Source organism: Melghiribacillus thermohalophilus (assembly GCF_004342905.1).
GTDB classification, from domain to species: domain Bacteria; phylum Bacillota; class Bacilli; order Bacillales; family Alkalibacillaceae; genus Melghiribacillus; species Melghiribacillus thermohalophilus.
Genome location: NZ_SMAN01000031.1, coordinates 1 through 25,053 on the forward strand (window position 1 = coordinate 1; position 25,053 = coordinate 25,053).

At 33.1% G+C, this 25,053-nt stretch carries 19 protein-coding genes and 3 pseudogenes; 19 read left to right on the forward strand and 3 right to left on the reverse strand.

Features of this window, described 5'->3' with window-relative positions:
- Window positions 1-300: 300 nt before the first annotated feature.
- From EDD68_RS14325 to istA, 3 genes and pseudogenes are all read right to left on the reverse strand, one after another.
- Window positions 301-1,542 carry an MFS transporter gene (locus EDD68_RS14325; RefSeq protein ID WP_132373066.1) on the reverse strand — a complete coding sequence of 414 codons (1,242 nt, stop codon included), beginning with the start codon at window positions 1,540-1,542 and terminating at the stop codon, window positions 301-303.
- A gap of 188 nt (window positions 1,543-1,730) precedes the next feature.
- A pseudogene (gene istB / locus EDD68_RS14330) lies at window positions 1,731-2,494 on the reverse strand (IS21-like element helper ATPase IstB).
- Window positions 2,491-3,752 (reverse strand): annotated as a pseudogene (gene istA / locus EDD68_RS14335) (IS21 family transposase). Before istA ends, istB begins: the two co-directional pseudogenes overlap by 4 nt.
- Window positions 3,753-4,060: 308 nt before the next feature.
- On the opposite strand from istA, the gene EDD68_RS14340 reads away from it, so the two are divergent.
- The 19 genes and pseudogenes from EDD68_RS14340 (at window position 4,061) to EDD68_RS14430 (ending at window position 24,909) form a co-directional block, all read left to right on the forward strand.
- Complete coding sequence (locus EDD68_RS14340; protein WP_165902200.1) at window positions 4,061-4,810, forward strand: CPBP family intramembrane glutamic endopeptidase; 750 nt, start codon at window positions 4,061-4,063, stop codon at window positions 4,808-4,810.
- Window positions 4,800-5,606, forward strand: coding sequence for a hypothetical protein (locus EDD68_RS14345; protein ID WP_132373070.1), 807 nt, complete (start codon window positions 4,800-4,802; stop codon window positions 5,604-5,606). Before EDD68_RS14340 ends, EDD68_RS14345 begins: the two co-directional genes overlap by 11 nt.
- 115 nt (window positions 5,607-5,721) lie before the next feature.
- A pseudogene (locus EDD68_RS14350) lies at window positions 5,722-7,003 on the forward strand (IS110 family RNA-guided transposase).
- A gap of 405 nt (window positions 7,004-7,408) precedes the next feature.
- A complete protein-coding gene (locus tag EDD68_RS14355) occupies window positions 7,409-7,669 on the forward strand; it encodes a PqqD family protein (RefSeq protein WP_132373072.1) in 261 nt (86 codons plus the stop codon).
- 4 nt (window positions 7,670-7,673) lie between these two features.
- Entirely contained in the window at window positions 7,674-9,374 is a 1,701-nt protein-coding gene (locus EDD68_RS14360) for a PEP/pyruvate-binding domain-containing protein (RefSeq protein WP_132373074.1), read from the forward strand.
- 20 nt (window positions 9,375-9,394) lie between these two features.
- Window positions 9,395-10,150 (forward strand): SAM-dependent chlorinase/fluorinase, encoded by a 756-nt coding sequence (locus EDD68_RS14365; protein ID WP_165902202.1) that lies wholly within the window; start codon window positions 9,395-9,397, stop codon window positions 10,148-10,150.
- Window positions 10,143-11,096, forward strand: coding sequence for a tryptophan--tRNA ligase (trpS, locus tag EDD68_RS14370; protein ID WP_132373078.1), 954 nt, complete (start codon window positions 10,143-10,145; stop codon window positions 11,094-11,096). The genes EDD68_RS14365 and trpS (EDD68_RS14370) overlap by 8 nt, the downstream gene beginning before the upstream one ends.
- Complete coding sequence (locus tag EDD68_RS14375) at window positions 11,089-12,072, forward strand: methyltransferase (RefSeq protein WP_132373080.1); 984 nt, start codon at window positions 11,089-11,091, stop codon at window positions 12,070-12,072. Before trpS (EDD68_RS14370) ends, EDD68_RS14375 begins: the two co-directional genes overlap by 8 nt.
- A gap of 16 nt (window positions 12,073-12,088) precedes the next feature.
- Complete coding sequence (trpS, locus tag EDD68_RS14380; protein ID WP_207902597.1) at window positions 12,089-13,105, forward strand: tryptophan--tRNA ligase; 1,017 nt, start codon at window positions 12,089-12,091, stop codon at window positions 13,103-13,105.
- Between the two features lie 11 nt (window positions 13,106-13,116).
- Window positions 13,117-14,142, forward strand: coding sequence for a hypothetical protein (locus tag EDD68_RS14385; protein WP_132373084.1), 1,026 nt, complete (start codon window positions 13,117-13,119; stop codon window positions 14,140-14,142).
- On the forward strand, window positions 14,139-15,683 hold the full coding sequence (locus EDD68_RS14390) for a Rossmann-fold NAD(P)-binding domain-containing protein (RefSeq protein WP_132373086.1): 1,545 nt from the start codon (window positions 14,139-14,141) through the stop codon (window positions 15,681-15,683). The genes EDD68_RS14385 and EDD68_RS14390 overlap by 4 nt, the downstream gene beginning before the upstream one ends.
- 1,210 nt (window positions 15,684-16,893) lie before the next feature.
- Window positions 16,894-17,370 (forward strand): DUF2975 domain-containing protein, encoded by a 477-nt coding sequence (locus EDD68_RS14395; RefSeq protein WP_132373088.1) that lies wholly within the window; start codon window positions 16,894-16,896, stop codon window positions 17,368-17,370.
- Between the two features lie 9 nt (window positions 17,371-17,379).
- Complete coding sequence (locus EDD68_RS14400) at window positions 17,380-17,604, forward strand: helix-turn-helix domain-containing protein (RefSeq protein ID WP_132373090.1); 225 nt, start codon at window positions 17,380-17,382, stop codon at window positions 17,602-17,604.
- Between the two features lie 436 nt (window positions 17,605-18,040).
- Window positions 18,041-19,996 carry a hypothetical protein gene (locus EDD68_RS14405; RefSeq protein ID WP_132373092.1) on the forward strand — a complete coding sequence of 652 codons (1,956 nt, stop codon included), beginning with the start codon at window positions 18,041-18,043 and terminating at the stop codon, window positions 19,994-19,996.
- Window positions 19,996-20,865 (forward strand): ATP-binding cassette domain-containing protein, encoded by an 870-nt coding sequence (locus EDD68_RS14410; protein ID WP_132373094.1) that lies wholly within the window; start codon window positions 19,996-19,998, stop codon window positions 20,863-20,865. Before EDD68_RS14405 ends, EDD68_RS14410 begins: the two co-directional genes overlap by 1 nt.
- Window positions 20,862-21,527: a hypothetical protein gene (locus tag EDD68_RS14415; protein ID WP_132373096.1), complete on the forward strand. Its 666-nt coding sequence runs from the start codon at window positions 20,862-20,864 to the stop codon at window positions 21,525-21,527. The genes EDD68_RS14410 and EDD68_RS14415 overlap by 4 nt, the downstream gene beginning before the upstream one ends.
- 450 nt (window positions 21,528-21,977) lie before the next feature.
- The gene (gene yfkAB / locus EDD68_RS14420) at window positions 21,978-23,102 is read left to right on the forward strand and encodes a radical SAM/CxCxxxxC motif protein YfkAB (protein ID WP_132373098.1); all 1,125 of its coding nucleotides are present in this window, start codon (window positions 21,978-21,980) and stop codon (window positions 23,100-23,102) included.
- A gap of 339 nt (window positions 23,103-23,441) precedes the next feature.
- Window positions 23,442-23,960 carry a sigma-70 family RNA polymerase sigma factor gene (locus EDD68_RS14425; RefSeq protein ID WP_132373100.1) on the forward strand — a complete coding sequence of 173 codons (519 nt, stop codon included), beginning with the start codon at window positions 23,442-23,444 and terminating at the stop codon, window positions 23,958-23,960.
- Window positions 23,953-24,909, forward strand: coding sequence for a DUF4179 domain-containing protein (locus EDD68_RS14430; RefSeq protein ID WP_132373102.1), 957 nt, complete (start codon window positions 23,953-23,955; stop codon window positions 24,907-24,909). The genes EDD68_RS14425 and EDD68_RS14430 overlap by 8 nt, the downstream gene beginning before the upstream one ends.
- Window positions 24,910-25,053 lie beyond the last annotated feature (144 nt).

Consider the following 25,053-nt stretch of genomic DNA (forward strand, 5'->3'; position numbering starts at 1 on the left):
TTCTCATTTTTGTTTGGTCGCAAATCTGAGAATACCCTACCTTTTTCTTTTTTTCCAGTAAAAAATCATTTTACACAGACTTTTATACATCATCTCAAGGTGGTAGAAAAGTGTTAAATTTTATTTAACGAAAACTGTTAATTATAATTTAGCGGTTACATCATTCCATGAAGCTGGCTCAAAATGTGCGAGATGAGTGTTCATTTTATCCGTGACGATGGTTTGTTTTGAACGAAATATTCTACCTATTGAAAGAGCCATTTACAATAAAGGTAAAATTGGATATTAATGGCTTTTAATCTATGCACCTAACTTAACATTGTTCTTTTGATTATGCTGTTTAACATTTATCATAAGTGCTATTAATGAGATGAGAGACAAAGCTCCAAGGATAATAAATATTAAGTTAGAACTCGTACTCTTAAGAAGTAAGGTTGAAAGAATTCCTAATATTGGACCAGTTATTGAATAAAACATCCAATTAAGACTCGAAACCCTACCAACATACTCCTCTTTTATGTATGACAATAAGAGAGAGCGACGATTTGGATTAATTAGCATTAATGAGAAACCAATAAATGCAAAACCAAGTGCACTCAGTATTAGAAATTTCGATAAACCAATTACCAAGAACCCCACAATTAAAATAGTGTAACCTACAAAAATTGTAGTAAATTGGTTGAACGTCTTCTTAATAAAAGCAAGGGTTATTCCTACTACAATGGCTCCAATTGCATAGCTTGAATCTAGAATTCCATATGCGAAAGAGCCCATATTTAAATGTTCTTTTGTATATACCGACAAGGTAGAATTAATTATGTAAATTGTTGCAGATGGAATTAAGCCAACCAGAAATAAAAAAGTGATATATGTATCTTTTAATGAATACTTTAAACCTTGTAAAACGTCTTCGAAAATTGAAAAGTTGATTTTTCCATTATTATTTTTAATTTTTGGAGAGTAATTCAAAAATAACAAACAAACCCCAGAAATAATAAAGGTAAGTGCATCAATTAATAATACTGTGCTTACATGAAAAAAGGCTAATAAAACACCAGCAAATGCAGCACCTAATGCAGAGAATATTTGGGACAAGGAGCTATTTATAGATATAAGTCTCATCAATTCATGTTGATCGAAAATTTCCTTTAAGATACCCGATATAGAAGGAAAATAAAAATTGCCGCATAAAGTTATTAACAAACTATTAACTAATGTTAAGGTTATGAATAGTTTTTCTGGTAAGTCTATTAAACAAATAATAACCAAAATTAATACCAAAATTGCTCTTATAAAATCCATTTTTACTGCTAAAACTTTTTTATTGCTCCTATCCACAACTGCACCAGCGATAGGAGACATCAAAAGACCAGGAATCATTCCCACAGATACTAATAACGAAATGTAGAGTGGATTATCGGTTTTTTCCAAAATAAACCACGAAATAGCAATAAATTGCATATTTGTTCCAAAAAATGAAGCGCTTGAGGACAATAGTAATAAAAACGTATTTCGTTTTAAGAAAAACGAATCAAATTTCATCCAAAGACCCCCTCTTTTTTTTAAATTTTTTTACAAATATTATACCAATTAAAACTCCATAATTCTAGAAATTATTCCATATTATTATAAAAATAGTATAAAAATAGTAAATTGATTTATATAAAATATGTCAACAACGATTTAAAATTCCTCAATTTCAACGAAATGAAATTCCCCATTATGAACGCTTAATTTGATAAATTGGCAGGGTAAATACCTGCTTTTTTCTTTTCTCTGAGACGATAAGAATCACCTTTGATATTAAAGGTAATGGCGTGATGTAATAAACGATCCAAAATAGCTGTAGCTAAAACTTCATCCCCAAACACTTTCCCCCATTCAAGGTAGGATTTATTCGAAGTGAGAATCATAGAACCTTGTTCATAACGCTTGGACACAACCTGAAAAAAGACATTTGCTGTTAGTTCATCAAACGGAAAGTATCCAACTTCATCAACGATAAGCACATCTGGACGACTCCAACGATTAACCAATCGCTGGAGAGTCCCCTTTTCTGTTGCCTTTCGGCATTCAGCTACTAAATCATCTGCCGTTAAGAACAGAGCTGTGTATCCTTTTGTAATGGCTTCTACCGCAAAAGAAATCGCTAGATGTGTTTTTCCAACACCTGGTGGACCTAAAAGAATTCGATTTTCCCCATTGGCAATAAACCGACAGGTAAGCGTTTCTTTCACCCTTTTTTACTGATACTCGGTTGAAACGAGAAGTCAAAATCATGAATGGTTTTCATATATGGCAACTTGGCTCGTTTCATACGCTTTTCAAGTTGTTGCGACTCTTGGTATTCAATTTCTTGTAAAACAATCGTGTTTAGAAACTCAGAATATGATACATTATCTCTAGAAGCGTCTTCTAATAAGTGATCTAGTTGATGAGCTGCGTGGTACCAACCAAGCTTTTTTAAACGTTCGATCATCAATTCATTCATCATACAGTCTCACTTTCTTCCAATGCTGCATAGGCAGCGAGAGGGCGTTGTTCTACTTTCGGAGAGGGGACAGGAGAATGATGTTCGTTGGTCGCCAAACCCTGAACGTCTTGTATTCTCTGTCCTTTTTCTTTTTTATGTAACCCCTCATAATGTTCCATATGAACATGAACAGTTGCTTTTCCTGTTAAAATGGGGTGTTGGGCAATACACTCATGCTCATCATAAATTTCAATATGATGGTCAAGGGTTTCTTTTACCTTTACGATTTGCCCTGCATAACGATAAGGAACGGAATATATTTTTTCTCTGTATGATACAAAACAATCTCGACTGACTTCTCGTGTTTCCCATCGACAAGTTGGGAATAATGGTTTGACTCCCCATGCCTGCAGAAACTTCTGTTCCTGTTCCAAACGGAGAACCGGCGGTTCATTTGTTGTTTGATTTGGCTTTTGATTAGCCACTTGATCCAGCCAAACACGAATCGCTTCGTTTAATGCAACGAGAGTAGGTTCATGCTTTCTTTGAAAGAAATTATTCTTTAAGTAAATGACCACTCTTTCTACTTTTCCCTTCGTTTGTGGACGCTTCGGTCGACAAGCTTTTGGAATGATTCCATAATAAGCAAGAAAATCCTCAAATGTCCTGTTAAATCGAATTTCAGTAGGGCTGTGCTTTAACACGACGGTTTTCATGTTGTCATACAGAATTTGTTGAGGAATCCCATTAAAGTAAGAAAATGCGTTCATATGACATTTCATTAATGTTTCAATATTCATATTGGTAGTAAACTCTATATACTTCATTCGGGAATACCCCAGTACCATCACAAAAGCATAAATTTCTTGATCCTGACCATCGACTAAATATTTCCCTACATGTGCCCAGTCCATTTGAGCTTGTTTGCCTGGTGGGGTTTCATAGCGTAGGGTAGCTTGTTTCTTAGGCTTCTCTCGATAAGGACGAACAAAGTCTCTTAAAATAGTCATTTTTCCTGTATACCCCATCGCCTGAATTTCTTCCATAAGAACCACACAATTGGTTGTCCCTTCTTTTATTCTCTGAAGTAAGTAGTCTTTATAGGGATCGAGCTTCTTTTCTTTCTTTTTCCCATCGGTTTTACGCTCTGGTAACTCATCCTCATTTAAATACTTCCGAATTTTTTTCGATCAAATCCTGTTTCTTTGGCGATCGCTGTTTGAGTCCAACCTTTTTGATATAATTCTCGAATCATAAAAAAATCCCCTATCTTCAGCATCGTTTCTCCACTCCATCTATGATGTTGTTTTGAAACGATTATCTGTTATTTTTGGGGAATTTTAAACCGTTGTTATTGGGGATTTTATCACCGTTCATGACAAAATATTGACATTTTTGAAAATATTTATAATAATATAAATGAAAGGAGGTGGTAAATTATGAAAAAGTATGTATCTCCTGCAGCTAAGGAAATTAAAATCCCAGCTGCTCTTGCACAAGAGATGGCCTAATACCTAAAAAAGGGGTACAACATTTGTTGCAACAAATGTTTGTACCCTCCAGGATTAATAGGAGTGGATGTACTGTATGCAGAATACTTATACCTTAAAAGAGAATATGCATTTATGTTTTTTTGGTTTGGTTTTCATGTTAATATATCTGAATTTTGAAAACATAAGTATAATAGTATTTTTTTTAGTGGTAAACATGTTGTTTGTGGGTAATTTAAGACATTTAAGGAGTGAAAAATTTAATAACAGCAATTTTTTTCTTTTATTAAGGCGCTCTTTTTACATAATCCCATTAGTTCTACCCTATATTATTTTACCTGGTTTGAATTTAGTCTCTTACTTTAAAACAAATATCTTATTTTTATTTATTGGCTTTTTAATAGGATTAATATTAATTCTACCCAAATGGAAAACTTGGAATACTTTTTTATCAAATGACTTTTTAATAGAATTGCCAAAAAGAAGTAAGATTGATGTTTGGGTTTTAGTATTTGTCTATTTCTTTGGCGCTATTTTTGAAGAGTTATTTTATAGATTATTCATCTACCAATCTCTCATAGAATCTCCTTTTGTACTTACCTTAATTATAAGTACCTTGTTTTTTTTGTTTCATCATTATGCAACACCTTGGGGACAAGCATTTAAAACATATGATTTTATTATACAAATATTAATATCAATTATTTCTATGTGTTTCTTATATTTTACTAATTCTATAATTCCATCTTTAGTGTTACATCTAACCTATAATGGTCCACATATATTGATGTACATTAAATATTTATTGATTCATAGAGAAATGGGGAGTGTTAATATTGAAGGTTGAGGATTCTAATCTAAAATTTTTAAATCCATTCCTAGAGTATGATTTTCATGAAAAGCTTACGCTAAAAAAAGATGATTTAATTTTCTTTTCAGGATCACTAGTTGAATGTATTGGTAATGCAAGATCTGACTTAGATATATTTGTTTTATATTCAAAAGCCTCAGATAGAAAAACTTATGATTATGATTTTGGCGAGTTAAAAACGGAGTTTAAAAGGGTTTTAGAAATTAATTGTGATATTGAATATTGGCCAATAGAGGTTCTTCAGAATATTATTGAGCAAATTAATAATATTAACTTTTCAAATGATAAGAGAACTATAAATCACTTAATGATAAAAGGATACAATTTTAAACAACTTTCGTCATTACTTCATCGATTTTATGTGAGTGTTCCTCATAATCAAAATACTGAAATGTATTTGTCTATTAGAGAAACACTTAATGAGTCCAATTACTTTAGAATGATGACTAGATTTTATATTAATGCTGTAGATAATTTATATGATGATGTAATAGGAACCATGGAAAATAATGATCTTTTGACCTCCCTTCATATATCCAAAAGTATGTTAGTGAATTCATTGATGGCCTTATTATTTTCCAAAAGTGTTTCGATAGATCGCGAGAAGTGGGTTTTTAAAAAATTAGAAAAATTATCGAGCACAGATAAAAGAATAGAAGACATATATGTAAAATCAATTGTACATTATTTTGAGAGAATAGGTTCTTTAAATGAGGATATTGAAGATATTGTTACATTATCTAATAACATAATTGAATCAATTGAAACATAGGAGCATTCCTGTAATGAAGAAACTTGAGGTTTGATAAAAAAAGAGCCCTCCTGGTATAGTACAGGGTGTCATTGCAATGACCCCGAATTTAAAAGATACCAGGGAGGACTCAGACATGAATTATACTCAAAATCGTAAAATTTCGCAAATCACACCATCAACACTCATTATAGGTATTGATATCGCTAAAGACAAACACGTCGCTCGAGCACAGGATATTCGTGGGTTCGAGTTTGGCAAAAGATTGCACTTTGAAAACCGTATAAAGGGCTATCAGAAGCTTCTGGATTGGGCGGAGAACCACCAGAAACAACAGGCCAAAGACCGTGTGGTTTTTGGTATGGAACCAACTGGACATTACTGGTTGAATCTTGCTTATTTCTTGACTGCAAAAGGATACGAAGTTGTACTCGTGAATCCGATGCATGTCAAAAACAAGCAAAGAGCTTGATGATAACTCGCCAACCAAAAACGACACGAAAGATGCCAAAGTGATTGCTCAATTGGTGAAAGATGGGCGATACTCTGTACCTAATCTCTTAAACGGTGTTTATGCCGAGTTAAGAGAAGGCGTCAAAATTAGAGATCAGCTCACCAAACAATTGGCGATCATCGATGGGCGCATTCAAAACCTGATTCAGCGCTACTTTCCCGAGTTTTTTGATGTCTTCAAGAATTGGAACGGAAAAGCCGCGCGATGCACACTAAAGAAATGGTTTCTTCCGTCGGAAATCCAAACACTTACGCCGGAAGAAATGCTGTTGACATGGAAGCAGGATGTCAAACGCGGGGTTGGCATCAAACGAGCCGAAGAGCTCGTAAAACAAGCGAAAAAGAGTGCAGGCCTTCGGGTAGGCACCACCTTTGCCCGAAAAGAATTAGAAGTTTTGATGGAACAATATGATCTCTATAATAAGCAACTTAAAGAGCTGGATACTGAACTGGAAGCTGTCGTAGAAACTATCCCTGGTGCACAACAAATGATGGGCATTGATGGCTTAGGGGCGGTTACCGTGGCACTATTTTTCGCTGAAGTGGGGGATCTGTCCAAGTACAGTCATCCACAGCAGCTCGTGAACCTAGCAGGGCTTTCCCTTCGTGAACACAGTTCCGGGAAGTATAAAGGGAAAACCAGAATCACCAAGCGAGGACGAAGTCGACTCAGGAAGTCCCTGTATTTAGCCATTCGTCCACTGGTTGCCCATAATCCGGCATTTAAAGCCCTGCATCACTACTACACCAAGCGCCCAGAACGCCCGTTAAAGAAGCAACAATCCCTAATTGCCCTGTGCTGTAAGTTACTGCGTGTTCTTTATGCGATTGGCAAAAAAAGCTGTGAGTTTGATGGATCCAAACTACTTGAAAGCTTACCAAAGGAATCATTACAGGTTGCTTAACCTTTTCACTTAACCATTATTCAATTATTTCACGTATTCTTTAAACAAACACCAGCAGTGCCGAGTCGGAGCTTATATTTACCATTCGGGCCATGACCCAGCATAGGAGCATATCCGACCTCCACCTCATGGATACGCTGAACGAAGGAATGTATGGAATTAGATCCAGTGATCTATGGGAGGGTGCGCGACCATGAGTCATGTGGAGATATGATGCACGGTCATACAATCTGTTTAACCAAATATTACCGTTTTGGTTATTTGGATGGACCCTCCAGTGTTAATAACTTGAATTTATTCAAAATGTATCCGCTTATAGAGGTGTTTTGCATGTTGGGTGTTTGAGAATTTTTGAGAATACGTGAGTATTTTAAAGAAAATTGAACTTTATAGAGGGAGGAAAAAATGTTAGTTAAAAAAAATATAGCTTTCAGAGTTAGAAAGATTAGTGGGAAAAATATACTCATCGGTGGTTATAAAGCATATGAATTAAACGAAACGGGTCTTTTAATATGGGAATTCATTTCTTCACCAAAGTCAATTGAAGAGATAGCTGAAAGTCTATCAAAAGAATATGAAATAAATGTGAGTGAAGTTATTAATGATGTAAATGAATATGTAAATTATCTTCTATCAGTTGATGCATTAGTAAAAGTAGGTGAGTAAATGTATGTTAATAAAAAGATTGGATGAAGTAAACGACCCTTTAATTATGGGTTATAAAGCTTATAACATATCAAAAATAGATAATACCTTAAAAGATTATGGTTATTTAATACCAGAGTCACTAATTATTACAACAGAGGTTTTCGATGAATGTGTACTTGAGGAGGGTATCGATACTGAAAAGTTCAAAAGTAAGTATCTAAATGAAATTTATAATGTTATTGTTCAGAATTTTGGGAACAAAAAACTTGTTGTTAGGAGTTCTTCTACTTTTGAAGATACCCCTATATACAGCATGTCAGGTGTTTATGATTCATTTCTTAATGTAGATACGAAAGAAAAACTTTATAAAGCTATAATCAAATGCTATAAATCTATTTTCAAAAAAGAAGTTACTGATATGATTATGTATACAAAAAAGCGACAATCTCAGGCTAAAATGGCAATCCTAATTCAAGAAATGATTCCCAACATAACCACGGCGGGCGTTTGTTTCACAAAAAATCCCGTTACAAATAAGGACGAATATATTATCGAATATGCTGAGAGCGGAGTGAATGTGGTATCGGGAAGAGGGGAAGTAAAAAGAGAAATCATAGATAAAAAAAAGCCTAGTGGTAAAGGGCTTGATGGAGTTTTAGAAATGTCACAAATATTATCAAATAAGTTTAATATGCCTTTAGACATAGAATGGGGTATAGCTAATAACCAGTTGTATTGTTTTCAGTGCAGGCCAATTATTAGCTGTAATGTTAGCCCACCAATAATAAAGGAGGAAATACCTTGTTATAAAGGAATACCTGTCTCTCCTGGAATTGCTTTTGGAAAATTAAGTATTGATAGGTTTGATAGCGTAACATTATTAAATAATTTTGATGATTTCTTTAGAAATATAAAGAAAATTAATGCTGCATTGTTAACTGAGGGCGGTATTTTATCACATCAAGCTAATCTATTGAGAGAAAATAATATTCCTGCCGTTTTAATCAGTGATAAAGGAATAGACCTTAAAAAATATAATAGCTCATTCTTTGTTATTAATGGATTTACAGGTGAAGTTTTTATTTATGAAGAAGTATCTGCGAAACAGAAATCAGAGCTTTTTAATTACTTTATAGACTATCTTAAAATAAACCCCCAAGTTCAAAATAAATATTGTATAGATAGAATAGAGAGTATTAACCAAAAAGAGGCAGTTTATATGGGGATTGATGAACAGTTTATAAAAGAACAAATAGCACAATTAAATTTCAACTCCTATAAAACTAGGCAGCGCATATATAATTGCGACCTTATAGAAAATAATCTAATGGGATCTGATTCTTTTGATTGTATTAGAATACAAGATGATATTAATGTGAGGATTCAATTTAAAAAAATTTTGATAAATGATGATGATTTCCGCGAGGAGTTACAGACTGTTTTATTTTTTGAGAATATTACTGAAGCGAAATCCTTTTTGAGAAGAATAGGATTAGAAATAACTCAGGAACAATATCGAGATATTACAGTTTATTTAAATGAAAACATTAAATTAAATTTTATTCAATGGCCAAATTCTCCAGTTTATTTAGGGATAGAATTTTCTGAATACCATAAATTTTTTGACCTTGTAAAGAGTATAGACGGATTAACAGAACCACAAGCACTAACGGGTGGTCAAATATTTGAAAAACTAGATTTAAATAGGATATTTACCAAGTAATAATAGTGGAGTGATTAATGATGAAAAGAAAAGTAGTACTAATAACTGACTGTACAGATGTTGCTTTACTTGAAATGAGAGGAGCAATTTTTAGTAATGCCAGTAATGATAATTTTGAAATAGAACCAATTGTAAATGTTGAGAACTTTTCAATTCAACATGCTGCTTTTTTAACAAGATTAATTGCAGAAATTTATCCTCCTGGAACAATTATTGCAGTAATTGTTAATCCTTCACAGCGTAGGCCAGAAAGGATTATTGGAAGAACTAAATATAAAAATTTAATTTTTGAAGGACCAAATACTGGTGCATTTGGTTGGTTAATTGAAGATTTTGGTGTAGAAGAAGTTTACGAAATCTATGATCCTGGATTTGTACCCTTTGGAGGGAAATATGTACATTCACCTGCGATTGGGAAAGCTGCTTCAGGAACACCAATTAATGAATTAGGCAGTGTGTTTAACAAACAGAGCATTCTTCCTTCTCCGATACAAGAAGGGACAATAGTACATATTGATAATTTTGGAAACGCAAAATTAAAGATGAATTTTAAGGATGAAAATGGAGCTTTATACAAAGTTTTAATTGATGATAAAATGTATAAATTCTTATATTGGACTAGAATGATGGAAAGAAATGACGGTGAATATATTATCTATCCTGGCAGTTCGTTTGATTTAATTGAACTTGGTATTGTTAGGGGGAACTTAGCAAAGGAATTAAATCTAAAGGTAGGCGATATAGTTAAGGTAGAAAGGGTGCTTGAAAATGTCTAAAGATATCCTTATAACCGGTGGCAGACCAACAGGCAACTTGCACTTAGGACATTTTTTAGGGGCATTCAAAAAAACAGTTGATATTCACAAAAATTATAACAGTTTTTTTATAATTTCTAACTTTCATATGCTAACAACAAAGAAGAGGTTAAAAGATTTAGAAGAAATGCCAAAGAATATATTAGATATGGTTGCGGAATGTATAGCCATGGGAATGGATCCGGATAGTATTAACTTTTACTTGCAATCAAATATAATTGAGATGCCCAAGTTATATACATTCATACAAAACCATATAAATATAAATAGTTTAATAGATAATGATAGTATCAATGAAATGAAAAACCATAGTCAAAGCTTTTCACTTGGCTTATTAGCATATTCGGTCATGGAAGCTGCAGATATCATAGGAATTGGTGCAGACGTTGTACCAGTTGGTGTAGACAATATTGATCATCTAAACATTACCCATCAAATAATAGACAGTATAAATAAGGAATATTCGAGTTCTCTTAAGAAACCTGAAGTAGTCCAGAGTGTACAAGCAAACATAATCGGACTGGACCTAAAAAATAAGATGAGTAAAAGTTTAGATAATTGTATTTATCTTAAGGATGATAGTGATATTATTTATCAGAAACTTAATAATATAGAACCAAAAAACAGATATGATTTATTGATGAACTTTAAGGAAGCACTTGGTCAACATTATGATACAAAGTTTATAGCTAATTATTCAGATTTAATAGATTTAGTAATTGAAATAGTAGACCCAATATCTTTAAAAAGGAAAGAACTTCTTAGTGATCCTTCCTATTTAATTAAATTAATTGATGAGGGTACACAGAAAGCAAATGAGCAATTTAGTTTTACAGTTAATAGTATATTTGAACCAATAAAATTTACAAGTAAATCTATTTTCGAAGGAATTGATAAATTTGAATAAAGAGTTACTGTCTAGGAATAAGAGTTTATTTACAGCTTTTACAAGGTCTTTTATAGTACATGCTGCGATAAAAACTAATATGTTAGAAAGAATATATGAGATGGTACCAACTCTTGATGAGTTAAAGGAATTATATCCAAACTTTGCTATGTTAGAAACATTTTTGAGTATCTTAGAAAAATTAGAATTGATTAAATATAACGGTGAGAGGTATTCATTAACAGATAGTGGATTATTATTTACTGACAGAGCAGTTCTAAGTCTAAAAGCTCCAGCTGATTTCGCAATGAACGAGGGTGTACTTTCCTGGATGAAATTACCTGATGCAATATTAAATGGTGAAATACCTTTTAAACTCGCATTTGGTAAGGAACCTTTCGAATATTTTTCAGATAATGAAGAAGCTTTTGGTAGATTTTCGAATTCCATGAGTCAGTCTACTAAGAGAAAAAGTATTTATAATATCTTTCAAAATATAGACTTTGAAAATGTAAATACCGTACTAGATGTGGGATGCGGAGATGGAAGGCTCCTCCGTGAAATTAGAAATATTAATAATGATTTTAATTTAATTGGGTTTGATTTACCGTATGTAATAAATAATGCGAGACGTATAGAAGAAAATAAAACTTTAAAATTTTTAGAAGGAAGTTTCTTTGAGGATGAAATTCCAAGCGCTGACATTTATATCCTTTCCAGAGTACTTCATGATTGGAATGATGAGAAATCAGGTATTATTCTGCAAAATATAATAAAAGCAATGCATAAAGAAAGTAGATTGCTTATAATTGATAAGGTATTAAATAATAAGGAAGACAACCTTGATACTTTATTAAGCCATCTTAATGTATGGATAATGTGTGGTGGGAGGGAGCGTAGTTACGAGGAGTTTAAAAGCTTATTTGAACAGCAAGGATTACAAATATCGAACTTTTCTGTATTTGAAAATTTTGGACTATTTGAACTGACACTATAAAAGAAAGGTGATTAACATGAGATTACTAACTGGAGATAGACCAACAGGAAAGCTTCATTTAGGTCATTATGTTGGAACCATAAAGAATAGAGTGAAATATCAATATGACTATGATTGTTTATTTATTATAGCTGACTTACATATGCTTACAACGAAAAGATCAACTCAAAATATTAAGGATATTAGCGGAAATGCAAGAAGTGCTGTATTAGATATGATTTCATGCGGAATAGACCCATATAAGTCCAGATTTTATTTGCAATCAGGTGTAATGGATATTATAGGCTCAATATATTTCTTAATGAATAACTTAATAACCGTAAATAGATTAAACAGAGTTCCGAGTCTAAAAGATATGGCAAATGATATAAATGAAGAAATGCCATATGGTCTTTTAGGTTATCCGGTATTGCAGGCAATTGATATTTTAGGTTATAAAGCAAATATTGTGCCAGTTGGAAAAGATAATCTCTCTCATGTTGAGGTTACTCGAGAAATAGCAAAAAGATTCAATAATGAATATGGTGAAGTATTTCCAATACCTGAACCAGTAAAAAGTATAGATAGTAGTTTAGTAGGAATAGATGGAAAAAGAAAAATGAGTAAAAGTCTAGGAAATAGTATTTACATATCCGACAATGATGAAGAAATAACAGCTAAGGTTATGAAAATGCCGACAGACCCGAATAGAATAAGACCTGATATCCCTGGTAAAGTAGAAGGAAATACAGTTTTTATTTATCATGATTTATTTAATAAAAATAAACAAGAAGTGGAAGAATTAAAAGAAAGATATAGAGCTGGAAAAGTTGGGGATGTCGAAGTAAAAAAACGTTTATCTAATGCCATAATAAACTATTTGGAGCCTTTCCGAGAAAGAAGAAGAGAATATGAAAGTGTTGATAAATTAAATAAATTAATTGCTGATGGCACCTTCTATGCGAGAGAAGAATTTTATAAAACATATATTGATGTTGTTAACGTAATGGGTTATAACAAGGTATGGCAAGGATTTAATTTGAATACTAAATGAGGTTAAATTAAATGAAAAAGAAAAGTGCTTATGAAATAAATATAAATACTTCTCATTTTAAATTTGTGTATTCTGATTTCACGAATACTGATGAAATAGTAGTGTGGCTCAATAAGTTAAAAGGCATTATATCGAAATCAAAAATAGAACAAAAAAGCTTTAAAATAAGAAACCTTATAGATGGAGTGAAATGGACTGAGATTTTAGATGATTTTACTAATAAAGCACACGTTCCTAGTCTTGAAATCATCGAAAATTTACCTAAAAACCCTAATATAAAAATTAAGCAATTTAAAGAGTTAATTTTTATGAAAATTAACTCCTCTTTTGCTATTTTAAACAAAGATAAATGGCAGATAGACTTTATCTCTAAAAATGATAATATTGAACCCTTTTTTATTTCTATGATCAAGTACTTTATTGCAACATTATTTGTCTATTTTTACGAGTTATTTATTGTTCATGGAAATATTATGAATTATAAAGGTTCCAATTACTTAATAAGTAATATTGAAAATAGCGGAAAAACATCCTTATCCTTACTTTTTTGGGTTAATAAAAGTAAATGGATAACGGATGATATTACGTATATTAATAGTGACGGTTTATTTTTAGTTGATAATTTTAGGGATTATACAAATATTAGAAAAGGTAGTTTTAACGCTTTTAGGTCAAAATTGGAAAATATTAATAAGTTTATAATTAATGAAAACGAAGAGGAGTATATGATTAGTTTCGATTATTTTAAAACAAATCACCCCCCCCATAATAATAAAGTTGATTTCATAATTGTTCCTAATATTGACGGAAACGAGATTAATATAAATGTGGAACAAATACAAACAATTAATAAAAATCATTTGTTTTTAAATGAAGCAGCAACAATAAAGTTTTATGATTACTTTTTTAGTGGCTTAAGAAAAAATAAAATAGAGCCTTTATTTATAAAAAATACTCCAATTTATAAAATAGTAACTGGATATAATTATATAGATAATTTTGAAAAAATTATCAATAAGGTGGGCAAAAAGAAATGAGTATTAAAGATAAAAATATTTTAATTTTGGGCACCGGTCAAATCGGGTTTGCTGTATTTGAAGAATTAAATAGACTAGATTGTAAGAAAATAGTTTTACATAGCTATTCAGAACAAGAGGTTTTATTATTAAAAGAAAAGGTACATTTAATAAAAAGGGATAAAACAAACGTAGAATATGTATTTGGAGATATATATGATTCTATAGAAACAATAAAGTCTCAAAATGATATCATTAATACAAATCTTTATAAGATATGTAAACAAAAAGGGATAGATATAATCATTGATTGTATTAATACTGCAGCTGTATTAGGGGAACAATTAGCAAGTTGGAACAAGGAAATTAAGAAAAATAGTATACCTAGTAAAGAGTTAAATACTTATGAAAAGGTAAATAATTTCATAATTACCTTAAAAGAGACTTATTCAGCATGTAATATTGATAAATATATTAAAGTATCAACAACCGGATTAGGTGGGATGGGCTTTAATATGGGATATACACATGGTGATGCGAAAAGTTTTTATTTGTCAGAAGATATTCTTGGAAAATTACATATAGCTGGAGCCTTCCACCAACTCCTATGGGCTTTAAATAGGACTTCTGGATATGATATCTCTGTTATTATTCCTTCAGCATGTATTGGGTGGCAAGACGTAAAAATTGATCCTTTACCTCCCTTTAAAAAAACAGAAAGCAGCAAAAACATTTCCATAGAAGAAATTAATAAAAGAATTGTAGAGCATGATATAAAAGATCAAATCAGGATTACTCAAGTTTATTTAGGCGAAAATAATTCATACTCACGGGAAGAGGTAGCCCTCTTAACACAATTGAACCAAATGGAATTTGTATCTAAACAGAGGGTAGCAAAAATCGTTATAGAAGAACTTAAATCAAAATCTAATAATTTTAACTTGCTTAATGCAATGGATATTTCTATGATAACGCCATCATATAAGGATTTTTATTTGAGGAACTTATTAATAAATAAGATGGATTACCAAAACTCTTTCTTGGAAGTTGAAAGTCTCGTTACAAATAATTTGGGTAGAGATGTTGCTATAGATATAATGGAATTATTTATTGTGAAACAATTATTAAATAATTCACTTGAGAATATACATAAATGTTTAGAATATGGAGATTTAAAATTGCAACAAAAAATAAAGCAGTTTTTTGAAACTAACCCTATTTATCGTAATTATTTTTTGTCCTTAGGTTTCTCTATTTTACTAGATGATGAAATATGGGTAGCAAGTAATTTTGGAGAAAAAACTGATTATATTGATTATAGGTCTGAAAATATTACTTTCTTACTAAATAAAGTTTTGGAGACCGTTACCTTCTTTAAAAGGGAAAATACTACTTTTGACTATAATCATTATTTTGTCGACATTATTAACTCAAATAATATTAGCGTCGGTGAATTACTAGGTATGATCTATTCCTTTGAGGGGAAGGGGAGAGAAGTATATTATAATAAGGATTTAAAAAACAAATCTGATATTTATACAAAAAAATATATATTCTCATAATCATTTACAGCAATACAAGCTTATAATTAAACATTGTTTTGGAAATAATAAATTAAAGGCAGAGGGGTTATTGTTATTGGTTGAGGAAATTTTTGGTTGAAATTATACAAAAGGATCATTGAGAAATATTCGAACCATTCGATAGAAGGGTTAAAGTTGCCAATGTCAAAGTCTTTTTCTAATAATTATACTAATACATTTTACCCTCAAAATCTTTTAAATAAATTTGGAATTTACTGTAAGTGACACCCGTAAAAGAGCCAAATGTAAATTTTAAATAATGATTTGTCGAAAAAATACATGAGGAAAGTTGCTACATTTATCAGTCCAATTAATACAAAAATTGGAATACTCATTTTAGGAGAAAATTATCAAGAAAATTCAAAAAAATATTATTTTCCACTTTTTTCTATTAAATAAAGTAGATAACGATGATTATCATGTGAAGGACGAACAACAGCCGTTTGCCTTTAGTTCTTATGATGATGCAAATACTTTTCCTACTCATTTGCAAAATATGTCTGCTCTAGAACTTATTTTAATGATGGGCTCTAGTCCTAATCCTTAACACTCCTAGATTCATTCCTTTTAAACAATATTTTTAGACAAATACAATGCACTTCCTTTTAAAAATAAAATATATTTTTCTAGAGTTGCAGCGATTATGTTAGTAGCTCGTTTCAAAGGCCAATCTAAATTAACCACTCCACACATGTGGAGTGCGTATCGCAGATTGTGCGAAAAGGAGAAGCAGGTTCCTAAACGGTTTCCTGCTTTTTTTATGTCAAGATCTGGTGGAGAGAACCGGTAATCAATCTTCATGTTTCCGTCAGCAAACACCTCAATCTTATGGACAAGGTGATGCAATACATCGTGCACAAACTTAAAAGTTCAAGCTTGTGACGTAAGCTATAATGCGCCAGGTTTAATGAGGAACTGTTTGAGTACCATCAGTGTTCTGTACATAGTTGGTATGATATTGCCTGAAACCCAAAATGCTTTGCATCCTTGTGTACCAATCATCGTTTAGTAATTTTTTCCACATCTATTGTAATTATCTTATTTACCGCGCAATATGATCTTTTTTCTGTAAGTCAGCATCTGCTTCCAAAAAATAATAAATACACATCATAAAAAACAACAAAATTTTATTGTTTATCAATAAATCATATGCTATATTGTGAATAACAAGAAAAAACGGGGGTGCTGTATGAAACGGGGAAAGATTTTATTTTTACAGATAGCTGTTTATGTTATTGGAGCGGTTGTAGTCAGTTTATGCATTTTCGCTTTGCCGCCTCTGGCAAGCTATGCAGCAGAAAAGAATCCAGAATATGCCTATTTACAATATCCTGTTCTAATCGGTATTTATGTCACAGCGATACCGTTTTTGATTGCCCTCTATCAGGCGTTGAAACTGATCAGTTATATCACACAAAATAAACCATTTTCAGTGCCGGCTGTAAAGGCATTGGGACGCATAAAATATAGTGCAATGACAATCGGAGTGTTATATGTGGCTGGAATGATCGTTCTGGGAACACAGAATGCTTTGCATCCTGGCATTGCAATCATCGGGCTTGTCATATTTTTTGCATCCATGGTTATTATGGTTTTTTCGGATGTTCTTCAGGAGCTTTTAAAAAATGTATTGAAAATAAAAACAGAAAATGATTTGACCATCTGAGGTGAAAGTGTGGCTATTATCGTCAATTTAGATGTGATGCTGGCAAAAAGAAAAATGAGTGTGACGGAATTATCAGAGAGGGTTGGCATTACAATGGCGAACATCTCAATTTTGAAAAACGGAAAGGCTAAAGCGATCAGGTTTTCAACACTCGAGGCCATCTGCGAAGCCCTGGACTGTCAGCCTGGTGATATTTTAGAGTATCGAAGGGATCTGGATTCTATTGATACCTAGGAAGAAGTCAATCCATGGTTTTTATGTATGTCAAAAATCATATTTCCGTTATAAGCCCGCCGGCGTAATGACAGGATGTTTGTATTTCCTGTTAAAGTATTAAACGCATTACCTAACTTAACTTATTATAGATACAGATTTTTTCTTATGACGACAGTGTTTTTAATAGCCTTCTTTTCCTTGTGTATTGCTTCTAAACAGAATGTGTAAGAGGTAAATTATATGGTTTAGGTTTAAGAGTATATGGTGAAGCAATAGTAAGTTTCTAAAAAAAATAGGCAAACTATATAGCTATTTTATAGTTTGCCTATTTTACTATTTATTCATGAAATGAGTGTAGCTACCTATGTTCTTTAAATTCCAAACATATTATATCAAGCAAATGTTAAAGTCCCGTATTTATATTGGTACGCACCTATTGATGATCCTCATGTTAATGATTAGAATATTAGTCAATTCAACTGATACCTACGATTATAATGATTATGGAAATTTTGTCGGTGAAATGACCTTAATCATTCATGTCGTATTTCTTATTTTCATGGTCTTCTTTTATTTATTTTTATCAAATGAATATAGATATGGATCTGAACAGCTATTTGTAGGTACAGTAAAAATTACTGTATTAAAATTACTTGCTTTACTAGTTAATCATTTTATCATCCTTTTAATATTCACAACTATACAGGCCTTTATTGTGCTTAGCTATTTTTATATCGAAACAATAAAATTTTCAAGCTTTTATATCGATACAATCATGTATATTTTTTATTACTGGTTTACACCATCCATACTTGCATGTTTTATAGGAGTTTTTCTAGCATTATCTTTTGGAAGGAAACATCTCACATTCCTCATAATTATAGCAATTTGGCTAATTTTTGGGCCTATGAATACAGTGTTTTTCTACAATTTCTTTTATTCCCTGAGTGAGGGGGACATAGGAAACTTACTTTTTTTATATCCCTTAAATAATGCTGATGTATATCGTGACCTTGTAGGATATAATTTAAATTTTTCGTCTCTCCTGGCTAATTTAGTTTGGATTCTTATCATTAGTTCATTCATTGTGTTTTTTTTGATTAAGGGATCTCATACTAGAAAAGTTCAATTTACGGGTTTAATTATAGGGATATCACTAATTATAACAGCTTTTGGTATTGTGCCTTATGCTCTTAAAGGGAAGATTCCTGTTTTTAATTATAAGCAAATGATTGAAGAGGCAACGTACGCTCAAAATCAAACGCCTGAAATACAAGAAGATCTTTTAGCTTATAATATAAGAATGTATGATATTTCCATTAATATGAAAAACAATCATGTTCAGGCGATAGTAGAAGTTGATTTAGATTTATGGCATGAAGATTTAAAGGATATTGCGTTTTCTCTTTATCATTCCATGAGAATAAAGCACATAAAAAATAATAAAGGGGAGAATATAGAGTTTTCTCAACGAGGGGATTTTGTCATTATACATGAGCCAGTTCATACAATTACATTTGAATATATAATGGAAGATTCTGCTTTACTACCAGCCTCAAATAACTATCTATTTTTGCCATATTATATAAATTGGATTCCGAAAAGGACTAATCATCCCCAATTAATAGTTGATGAATCTATTCATGAAGAGAGGATAATTGTTTCAAACCAGGAGCCAGCTGACTACAAATTGGAAATTAAAGGTATAGATAACTATTATACAAATCTATCCAAAATGGGTAAACATATTCATAGCGGAGAACAAGTTAAAGGAGTGTCTCTAATAGCAGGGGCTATTCAAAAGGAAATATTGGAAGACAGCTTTTTAGTTTATCCTCTATCCTGGCCTGATGTAAAAGAAAATTGGAAAGAATATTATGGTGATTTAAAGGAAACACACCTTTATTTGAATGATATGTTTAAATTAGATAAAAGTAGTATTCCAGAGGATATTGTTTTCTTAACCCCAAATTTAAAGTATGATTCTTTTTTAAGCAGTGATCACTTATTGATTCATCAGGCAACATTATATGAATTAGGAGAGGCAGTTCATGAAATTCCGGAAATGTATATACCAGGAATACTTTGGAATAATGCCCGAATAGATGATATTGACCCCGGGTTAATAGAAGTGTTTAATCAAATGCTCAAAAATTTATTATTGGAAGAAATCGAATACAATACAACCATTTCCCATGGATCGATGTTTGACATTTATCCGAGTAAGGCTTTAAGACGTTATGGGGATATTCATGCACTGGGGATAGATATTTTTTACAAAAATTATTCAAATATGTCCCCACAAGAAAGGAAAAACTTTTTGATAAAATGGTATGAAAATTTCACAACTATAAGAAGTTGGGATGATGCAACATCATTTATGGAAAATTTTATTAAGGAGAATATGTAATGCTACAGGTTTCTGGTTTAAATAAGATAATAAAAAAACATAAAGTTCTAAAAAATGTTCACCTTAATATAGAGGGAATATATGGTTTAATTGGTCCTAACGGTGCAGGAAAAACGACATTAATGAAAATCCTTTCAAGCCTTACTTCTATGAACGGAGGTGATGTTTTTATCGATGGAAAAAACTATTCGAATGGAAGATATGTAAAAGCCAATAAATATATAGGTTACTTGCCACAGGATTTCATGATTTATCCGAAAATCTCCGTTTATGAAGCCTTAGATCATATAGCAATTTTGAAAGGGATTATGGATAAAAAAATAAGGCAGGATAAAATCGTTAGTTCCCTGGAACAAGTGAATTTATTAGAACATCAGGAAAAGAAAATGATTGAACTTTCAGGAGGCATGAGAAAACGGGTAGGGATTGCTCAACTATTACTTGAAGAGCCTTCATGTTTATTATTTGATGAGCCTACAGCAGGTTTAGATATAGAAGAAAGAATACGATTTCGAAATTTAATGAAAAGATTAGGAAACAACCATACGATTATAATATCTTCCCATATTATTGAAGACATAGAGTTTTTAGCAACTAAAATAAGTATTTTAAAAAAAGGGGAAGTATTGTTCGAAGGAACTCCAGAACATTTAAAGAAAAAGGCTGAGGGGAAAATATGGACAAAACCAATTCAAATAGATGAATTAAATGAATTTATTTTAAACCAAGATGTCATATCTATATCTGAGGAACAAAAAAATGTTAAAATAAGAATATTTTCGGAGGACGGAATCGACGATAATTATAAATTGGCAACTCCAAAGCTGGTAGATGGATATCTAGCAGTTATTAGGGAGGGCCATAAATGAAAAAGAAGTTGGAAAAAATTTATATATTATTTAAATTTGATTTCAAAACATCTGGATTCCTATTTTTCCTTCCATTAGTCATGTGGATGGTTTCAATATTTCAATTAATGATTCAACATTCACAACAGGCAAATGATATATACAATAGCATTATTGTTTTTCAAGGTATTTATATTCCTTTTGCAGGTTGGGGACTGATGTACCGTCTAAAGGAAATGTATGAAGATGGAGCAAGCGATACTTTAAAACCATACTATAGATCAAATCTTATATTCGATATAAATCGTTATCTATCAATACACTTAATGGGGACTATAATATGGTGCTTATTTTTTTCGATGAAATATAATATTTCTATCATTTGGCCGATTCATATGATCCATTTCTTCTTAATTACCTTACTTTTTATGTTTTTAGGTACAGCTTTAGTTGTAACCATTAAAAACATTGAGTTCTCTTTAACTATATTTTTTATTTATCTGATAATCGAATTTGCCACCCTAGGTGAATATATGCCCTGGCCTCATGTTTTCATATTTCAGAATGCAGTGTGGGATACCCAACTTAAAATAAAATTTATCTCAATTAGTACATATATCATTATATTATTCTGCACAACCCTCATTTTTATAAATAGAGATTCAGGTAAAGCTATAGATTAGTTTGTTACATTTCTCCAAAACAGTGATGCCAAAGTCGTAAATAAAGAGATCAAGCATTCGAATCATCAAAGCAAAGAATGATGATTTTATTGAAATATCTATAAATCAGAAAGAGTTTGAGCCCTGTAAATGGCTCCTTCCTTTGTATATTTAGTGTATATCGTTAATGCGGAATATGATATAGCACCATGAACCCTTTCAAAAAGAAGATCCGTTGTCTAGATATATGGATGGTGTCTGTTTGTATCCAGGGCTGAATCAATCCTGTTTTGAAAAATCATAACATTGCTTTAATGAAGGTAAAAAGATAAGATCACAGGATCTTCCTACAGTCACTGAGGCTGATGGCCGGCATTGCCATTCATGGGGATCGTGTAAAAAACATTGACAGACATCCGTACTGTTGTTAAAAATGAACATGGCAACATTGAATGAAAAGAGGAGAAAAGCATGCATACATCTGGCCGAATTCCGATTACCCCTGCATACGATCCCTGGGAGGCGTACGTTGATATCGACGAATATGGAAAGCTGGAATTAACGAACGTCGAGTTTACCACCACAACGCTCTGCAATATGCGCTGTGAGCATTGCGCGGTTGGCTATACATTGTCAACGAAAGATCCAGAGGCTTTGCCGGTTGACTTGCTGCTCCGCCGGCTCGATGAAATCCCGCACTTGCGATCACTCAGCATTACCGGCGGCGAGCCGATGCTGTCGTTGCGTTCGGTGGAACAATATGTGGTTCCCCTACTTCGTTATGCTCATGATCGCGGGGTGCGGACACAGCTGAATTCGAACTTGACCCTTGATCTGGCCCGTTATGAACGGGTGATTCCGTATCTAGATGTACTTCACATTTCCCATAACTGGGGCACGATTGATGACTTTGTCGAAGTTGGCTTTGCTATGATGAAGCGGAAACCGACACGAGCCCAGCGGGAAACATTTTTTCAGCGCATGATTGACAATGCGAAAGCGCTCGCCCGGGCGGGGGTGATGGTGTCAGCGGAAACAATGATCAACAGGCGGACGGTTGATCATCTGGAAAACATCCACAGGCAAGTCGTGGAAGAAATGGAGTGCCGGCGCCATGAAATTCATCCGATGTACCCGAGTGACTTTGCCAGTAGTTTAGAGACACTTAATCTTGACGAATTGCGCCAGGCGATCCACCATTTGCTTGATATTCGCGATGAAAACGTCTGGATGTTGTTTGGCACACTGCCGTTTTACCCGTGCAGCAGCGATGAAGAAGATGTTCGCCTGCTGAAGCGGCTGTATGAAAGCAAAAACGTCACCGTACGTAATGATCCCGACGGCCGCTCCAGACTGAATGTCAACATTTTCACCGGCGATGTCATCGTCACCGATTTTGGTGATGAACCGCCGCTTGGGAACATTGTTCACGATTCGCTCCCTGATGTGTACCACAAATGGCGGGAATCAAAGCTGGCCAAAGAACTGCTTTGCCACTGTCCGATGGCCCGCTGCCTGGGTCCGAATATCCTTGTGAAACAGCGTTATTATCCCAATGTCGACTTTAGAAAACGTTCGGCACGCATTTCCCGTTAAAACGATTTCAAACGCCTTATAACTGTTATGACACCGGATTGCATGATAAAAAGGTTTCCTGAAACATCTGAACCAGGCAGATTCACAGGTTCTCGCCTAGAAACGGCGTCCCATTCTTTTGGGGCGCCATTTTGCTGCCTTGTAACTAGCAATAAGAGGGTCTTTAACATCATTCCCCATAGCCCCTTCTTCATCAGACTACACCAACGGCATAGGTGTTCCCTAACATCATTTTAGAAACGCCCAACATGCTGAAGGTTATTTTTTTCCAAAACATTTAAACCAAATTGGACGATAATGGGTCTAATAAGTGAAAGGAACAAGAGAGGGTGAGTTCCCATCAATACATTAGTCAAAAAAGCTCAAAAAGGAAACGATAAAGCCTTTCTACAGCTGTTTCAGCAATATGAAGAAGATCTATATCGGATGGCTTATATCTATGTCAAAAACAAAGATGATGCCTTAGATGTGGTACAGGAGGTAGCTTATCGAGCATTTAAAATGATCCATACATTGAAAGAACCAAAGTATTTTAAAACATGGCTAATGAGGATCGCAATCAATTGCGCAACCGATGCAGTCAGAAAAAATAAAAAAATCGTACAGCTGAAACCGGAGTATGAGGAGTTTATCGGAGCTGACTCTGGGGATATTCCCCTTACCGTAACGCTGCATCAGCTGATCGATGTCCTGGAAGAAAAAGAAAAAAGCATCGTGCTCTTAAAGTTTTACCAAAACCTTACTTTTAAAGAAATAGCAGATCAGCTGGAAATCCCGCTCAGTACGGCAAAATCTGTTCTTTACCGTGCGTTAAAGAAGCTTCGCAAACAATTGAAGGAGGCCGGTATTCATGAGTAATCCAATTAAACAGGAAGTAGATAAGATTGAAATCCCCGATGAATTACATGATCGGGTGAAATTGGGAGTCGAAAAAGCGAAAGTTGAGAGGAAAAAAACAAAGAACAAATGGTTGTTCCCTGTGACGGCTGCAGCTGTTATCATTTTAAGCTTTTCTTTATCCATTCATAACGGAGCCATAGCCAGCATCCCATTTGTTGGCGAAGTCATTGAAAAATACATCCATTCAACTGAAAAACTTGACTATTCTTCCTATAAAACAGCTATTGGAGAAACAGCGGAAAATGAACTGGGCAAATTGACCTTAAATGAAGTAATGATGGACGCCCAGCAGCTTTTTTTAAGTGCCACATTCGAACCAGCTGATGATGTTGAATTTGATTACCAGACGTATATCTTTCCAACGGTCAAAATCAATGGAAAAGATCTTACATCTACAACAGGAGTGCAGTCAGTTGAATTAAACGATTCCATGTTCACGATTTATAACGATCTCGAATTAAATGAACCGATTGATACCGAAAACGTTCAGCTGGAAGTCAGCTACGACACCTGGAATTTCGAAACACCGATTGAACAGCCCTGGACGTTTGATGTGGAAGTATCCCAGAAAACGTTATTAGCAGAAAAAAACGTTCTGGAAATGAACAAAGCGATCCCATTAACGGATGGCGGAACCGTTACGATCGAAAAAGTGGTAGCTACCCCCATTTCCACAATCGTATACTACGATTTATCAAAGAATGCGAGTGAAGATATTCGTTTTAAACTCAAGTCTGAAGATGGACGAGTAAAAACATTTTCATCAGCATATAGCAGTAACGATGAAGGGGATCAGTCATTTGTAAGGTTTAACGGAATTAATGTTGAGGAGGAGCAATATGATCTGATGGTCTATGACGGTGAAGATAAGCCATTATGTGAAATTTCTTTCAATACAAACAAATAAATGTTAATAAATAACATTAAAGTAATATATTGACATAAAATTAAATATTATGGCTCTCCCCAATGAAGTGTGCTGAAAATTGAAAAATGCAGAATCTTCCTCTATTGTTAATAGTAACCCAAACCAAAACCAATAGAAAGGAAG

Bases quoted from the DNA above. Each gene is read 5' to 3' on its own strand.
- trpS (WP_207902597.1), top strand. From the start codon at position 12,089: ATGAGATTACTAACTGGAGATAGACCAACAGGAAAGCTTCATTTAGGT.
- EDD68_RS14360 (WP_132373074.1), top strand. From the start codon at position 7,674: ATGTTAATAAAAAGATTGGATGAAGTAAACGACCCTTTAATTATGGGT.
- EDD68_RS14340 (WP_165902200.1), top strand. From the start codon at position 4,061: ATGCAGAATACTTATACCTTAAAAGAGAATATGCATTTATGTTTTTTT.
- EDD68_RS14415 (WP_132373096.1), top strand. From the start codon at position 20,862: ATGAAAAAGAAGTTGGAAAAAATTTATATATTATTTAAATTTGATTTC.
- trpS (WP_132373078.1), top strand. From the start codon at position 10,143: ATGTCTAAAGATATCCTTATAACCGGTGGCAGACCAACAGGCAACTTG.
- EDD68_RS14355 (WP_132373072.1), top strand. From the start codon at position 7,409: ATGTTAGTTAAAAAAAATATAGCTTTCAGAGTTAGAAAGATTAGTGGG.
- EDD68_RS14410 (WP_132373094.1), top strand. From the start codon at position 19,996: ATGCTACAGGTTTCTGGTTTAAATAAGATAATAAAAAAACATAAAGTT.
- EDD68_RS14430 (WP_132373102.1), top strand. From the start codon at position 23,953: ATGAGTAATCCAATTAAACAGGAAGTAGATAAGATTGAAATCCCCGAT.
- EDD68_RS14390 (WP_132373086.1), top strand. From the start codon at position 14,139: ATGAGTATTAAAGATAAAAATATTTTAATTTTGGGCACCGGTCAAATC.
- yfkAB (WP_132373098.1), top strand. From the start codon at position 21,978: ATGCATACATCTGGCCGAATTCCGATTACCCCTGCATACGATCCCTGG.
- EDD68_RS14385 (WP_132373084.1), top strand. From the start codon at position 13,117: ATGAAAAAGAAAAGTGCTTATGAAATAAATATAAATACTTCTCATTTT.
- EDD68_RS14325 (WP_132373066.1), bottom strand. From the start codon at position 1,542: ATGAAATTTGATTCGTTTTTCTTAAAACGAAATACGTTTTTATTACTA.
- EDD68_RS14395 (WP_132373088.1), top strand. From the start codon at position 16,894: ATGAAACGGGGAAAGATTTTATTTTTACAGATAGCTGTTTATGTTATT.
- EDD68_RS14405 (WP_132373092.1), top strand. From the start codon at position 18,041: ATGATTAGAATATTAGTCAATTCAACTGATACCTACGATTATAATGAT.
- EDD68_RS14365 (WP_165902202.1), top strand. From the start codon at position 9,395: ATGAAAAGAAAAGTAGTACTAATAACTGACTGTACAGATGTTGCTTTA.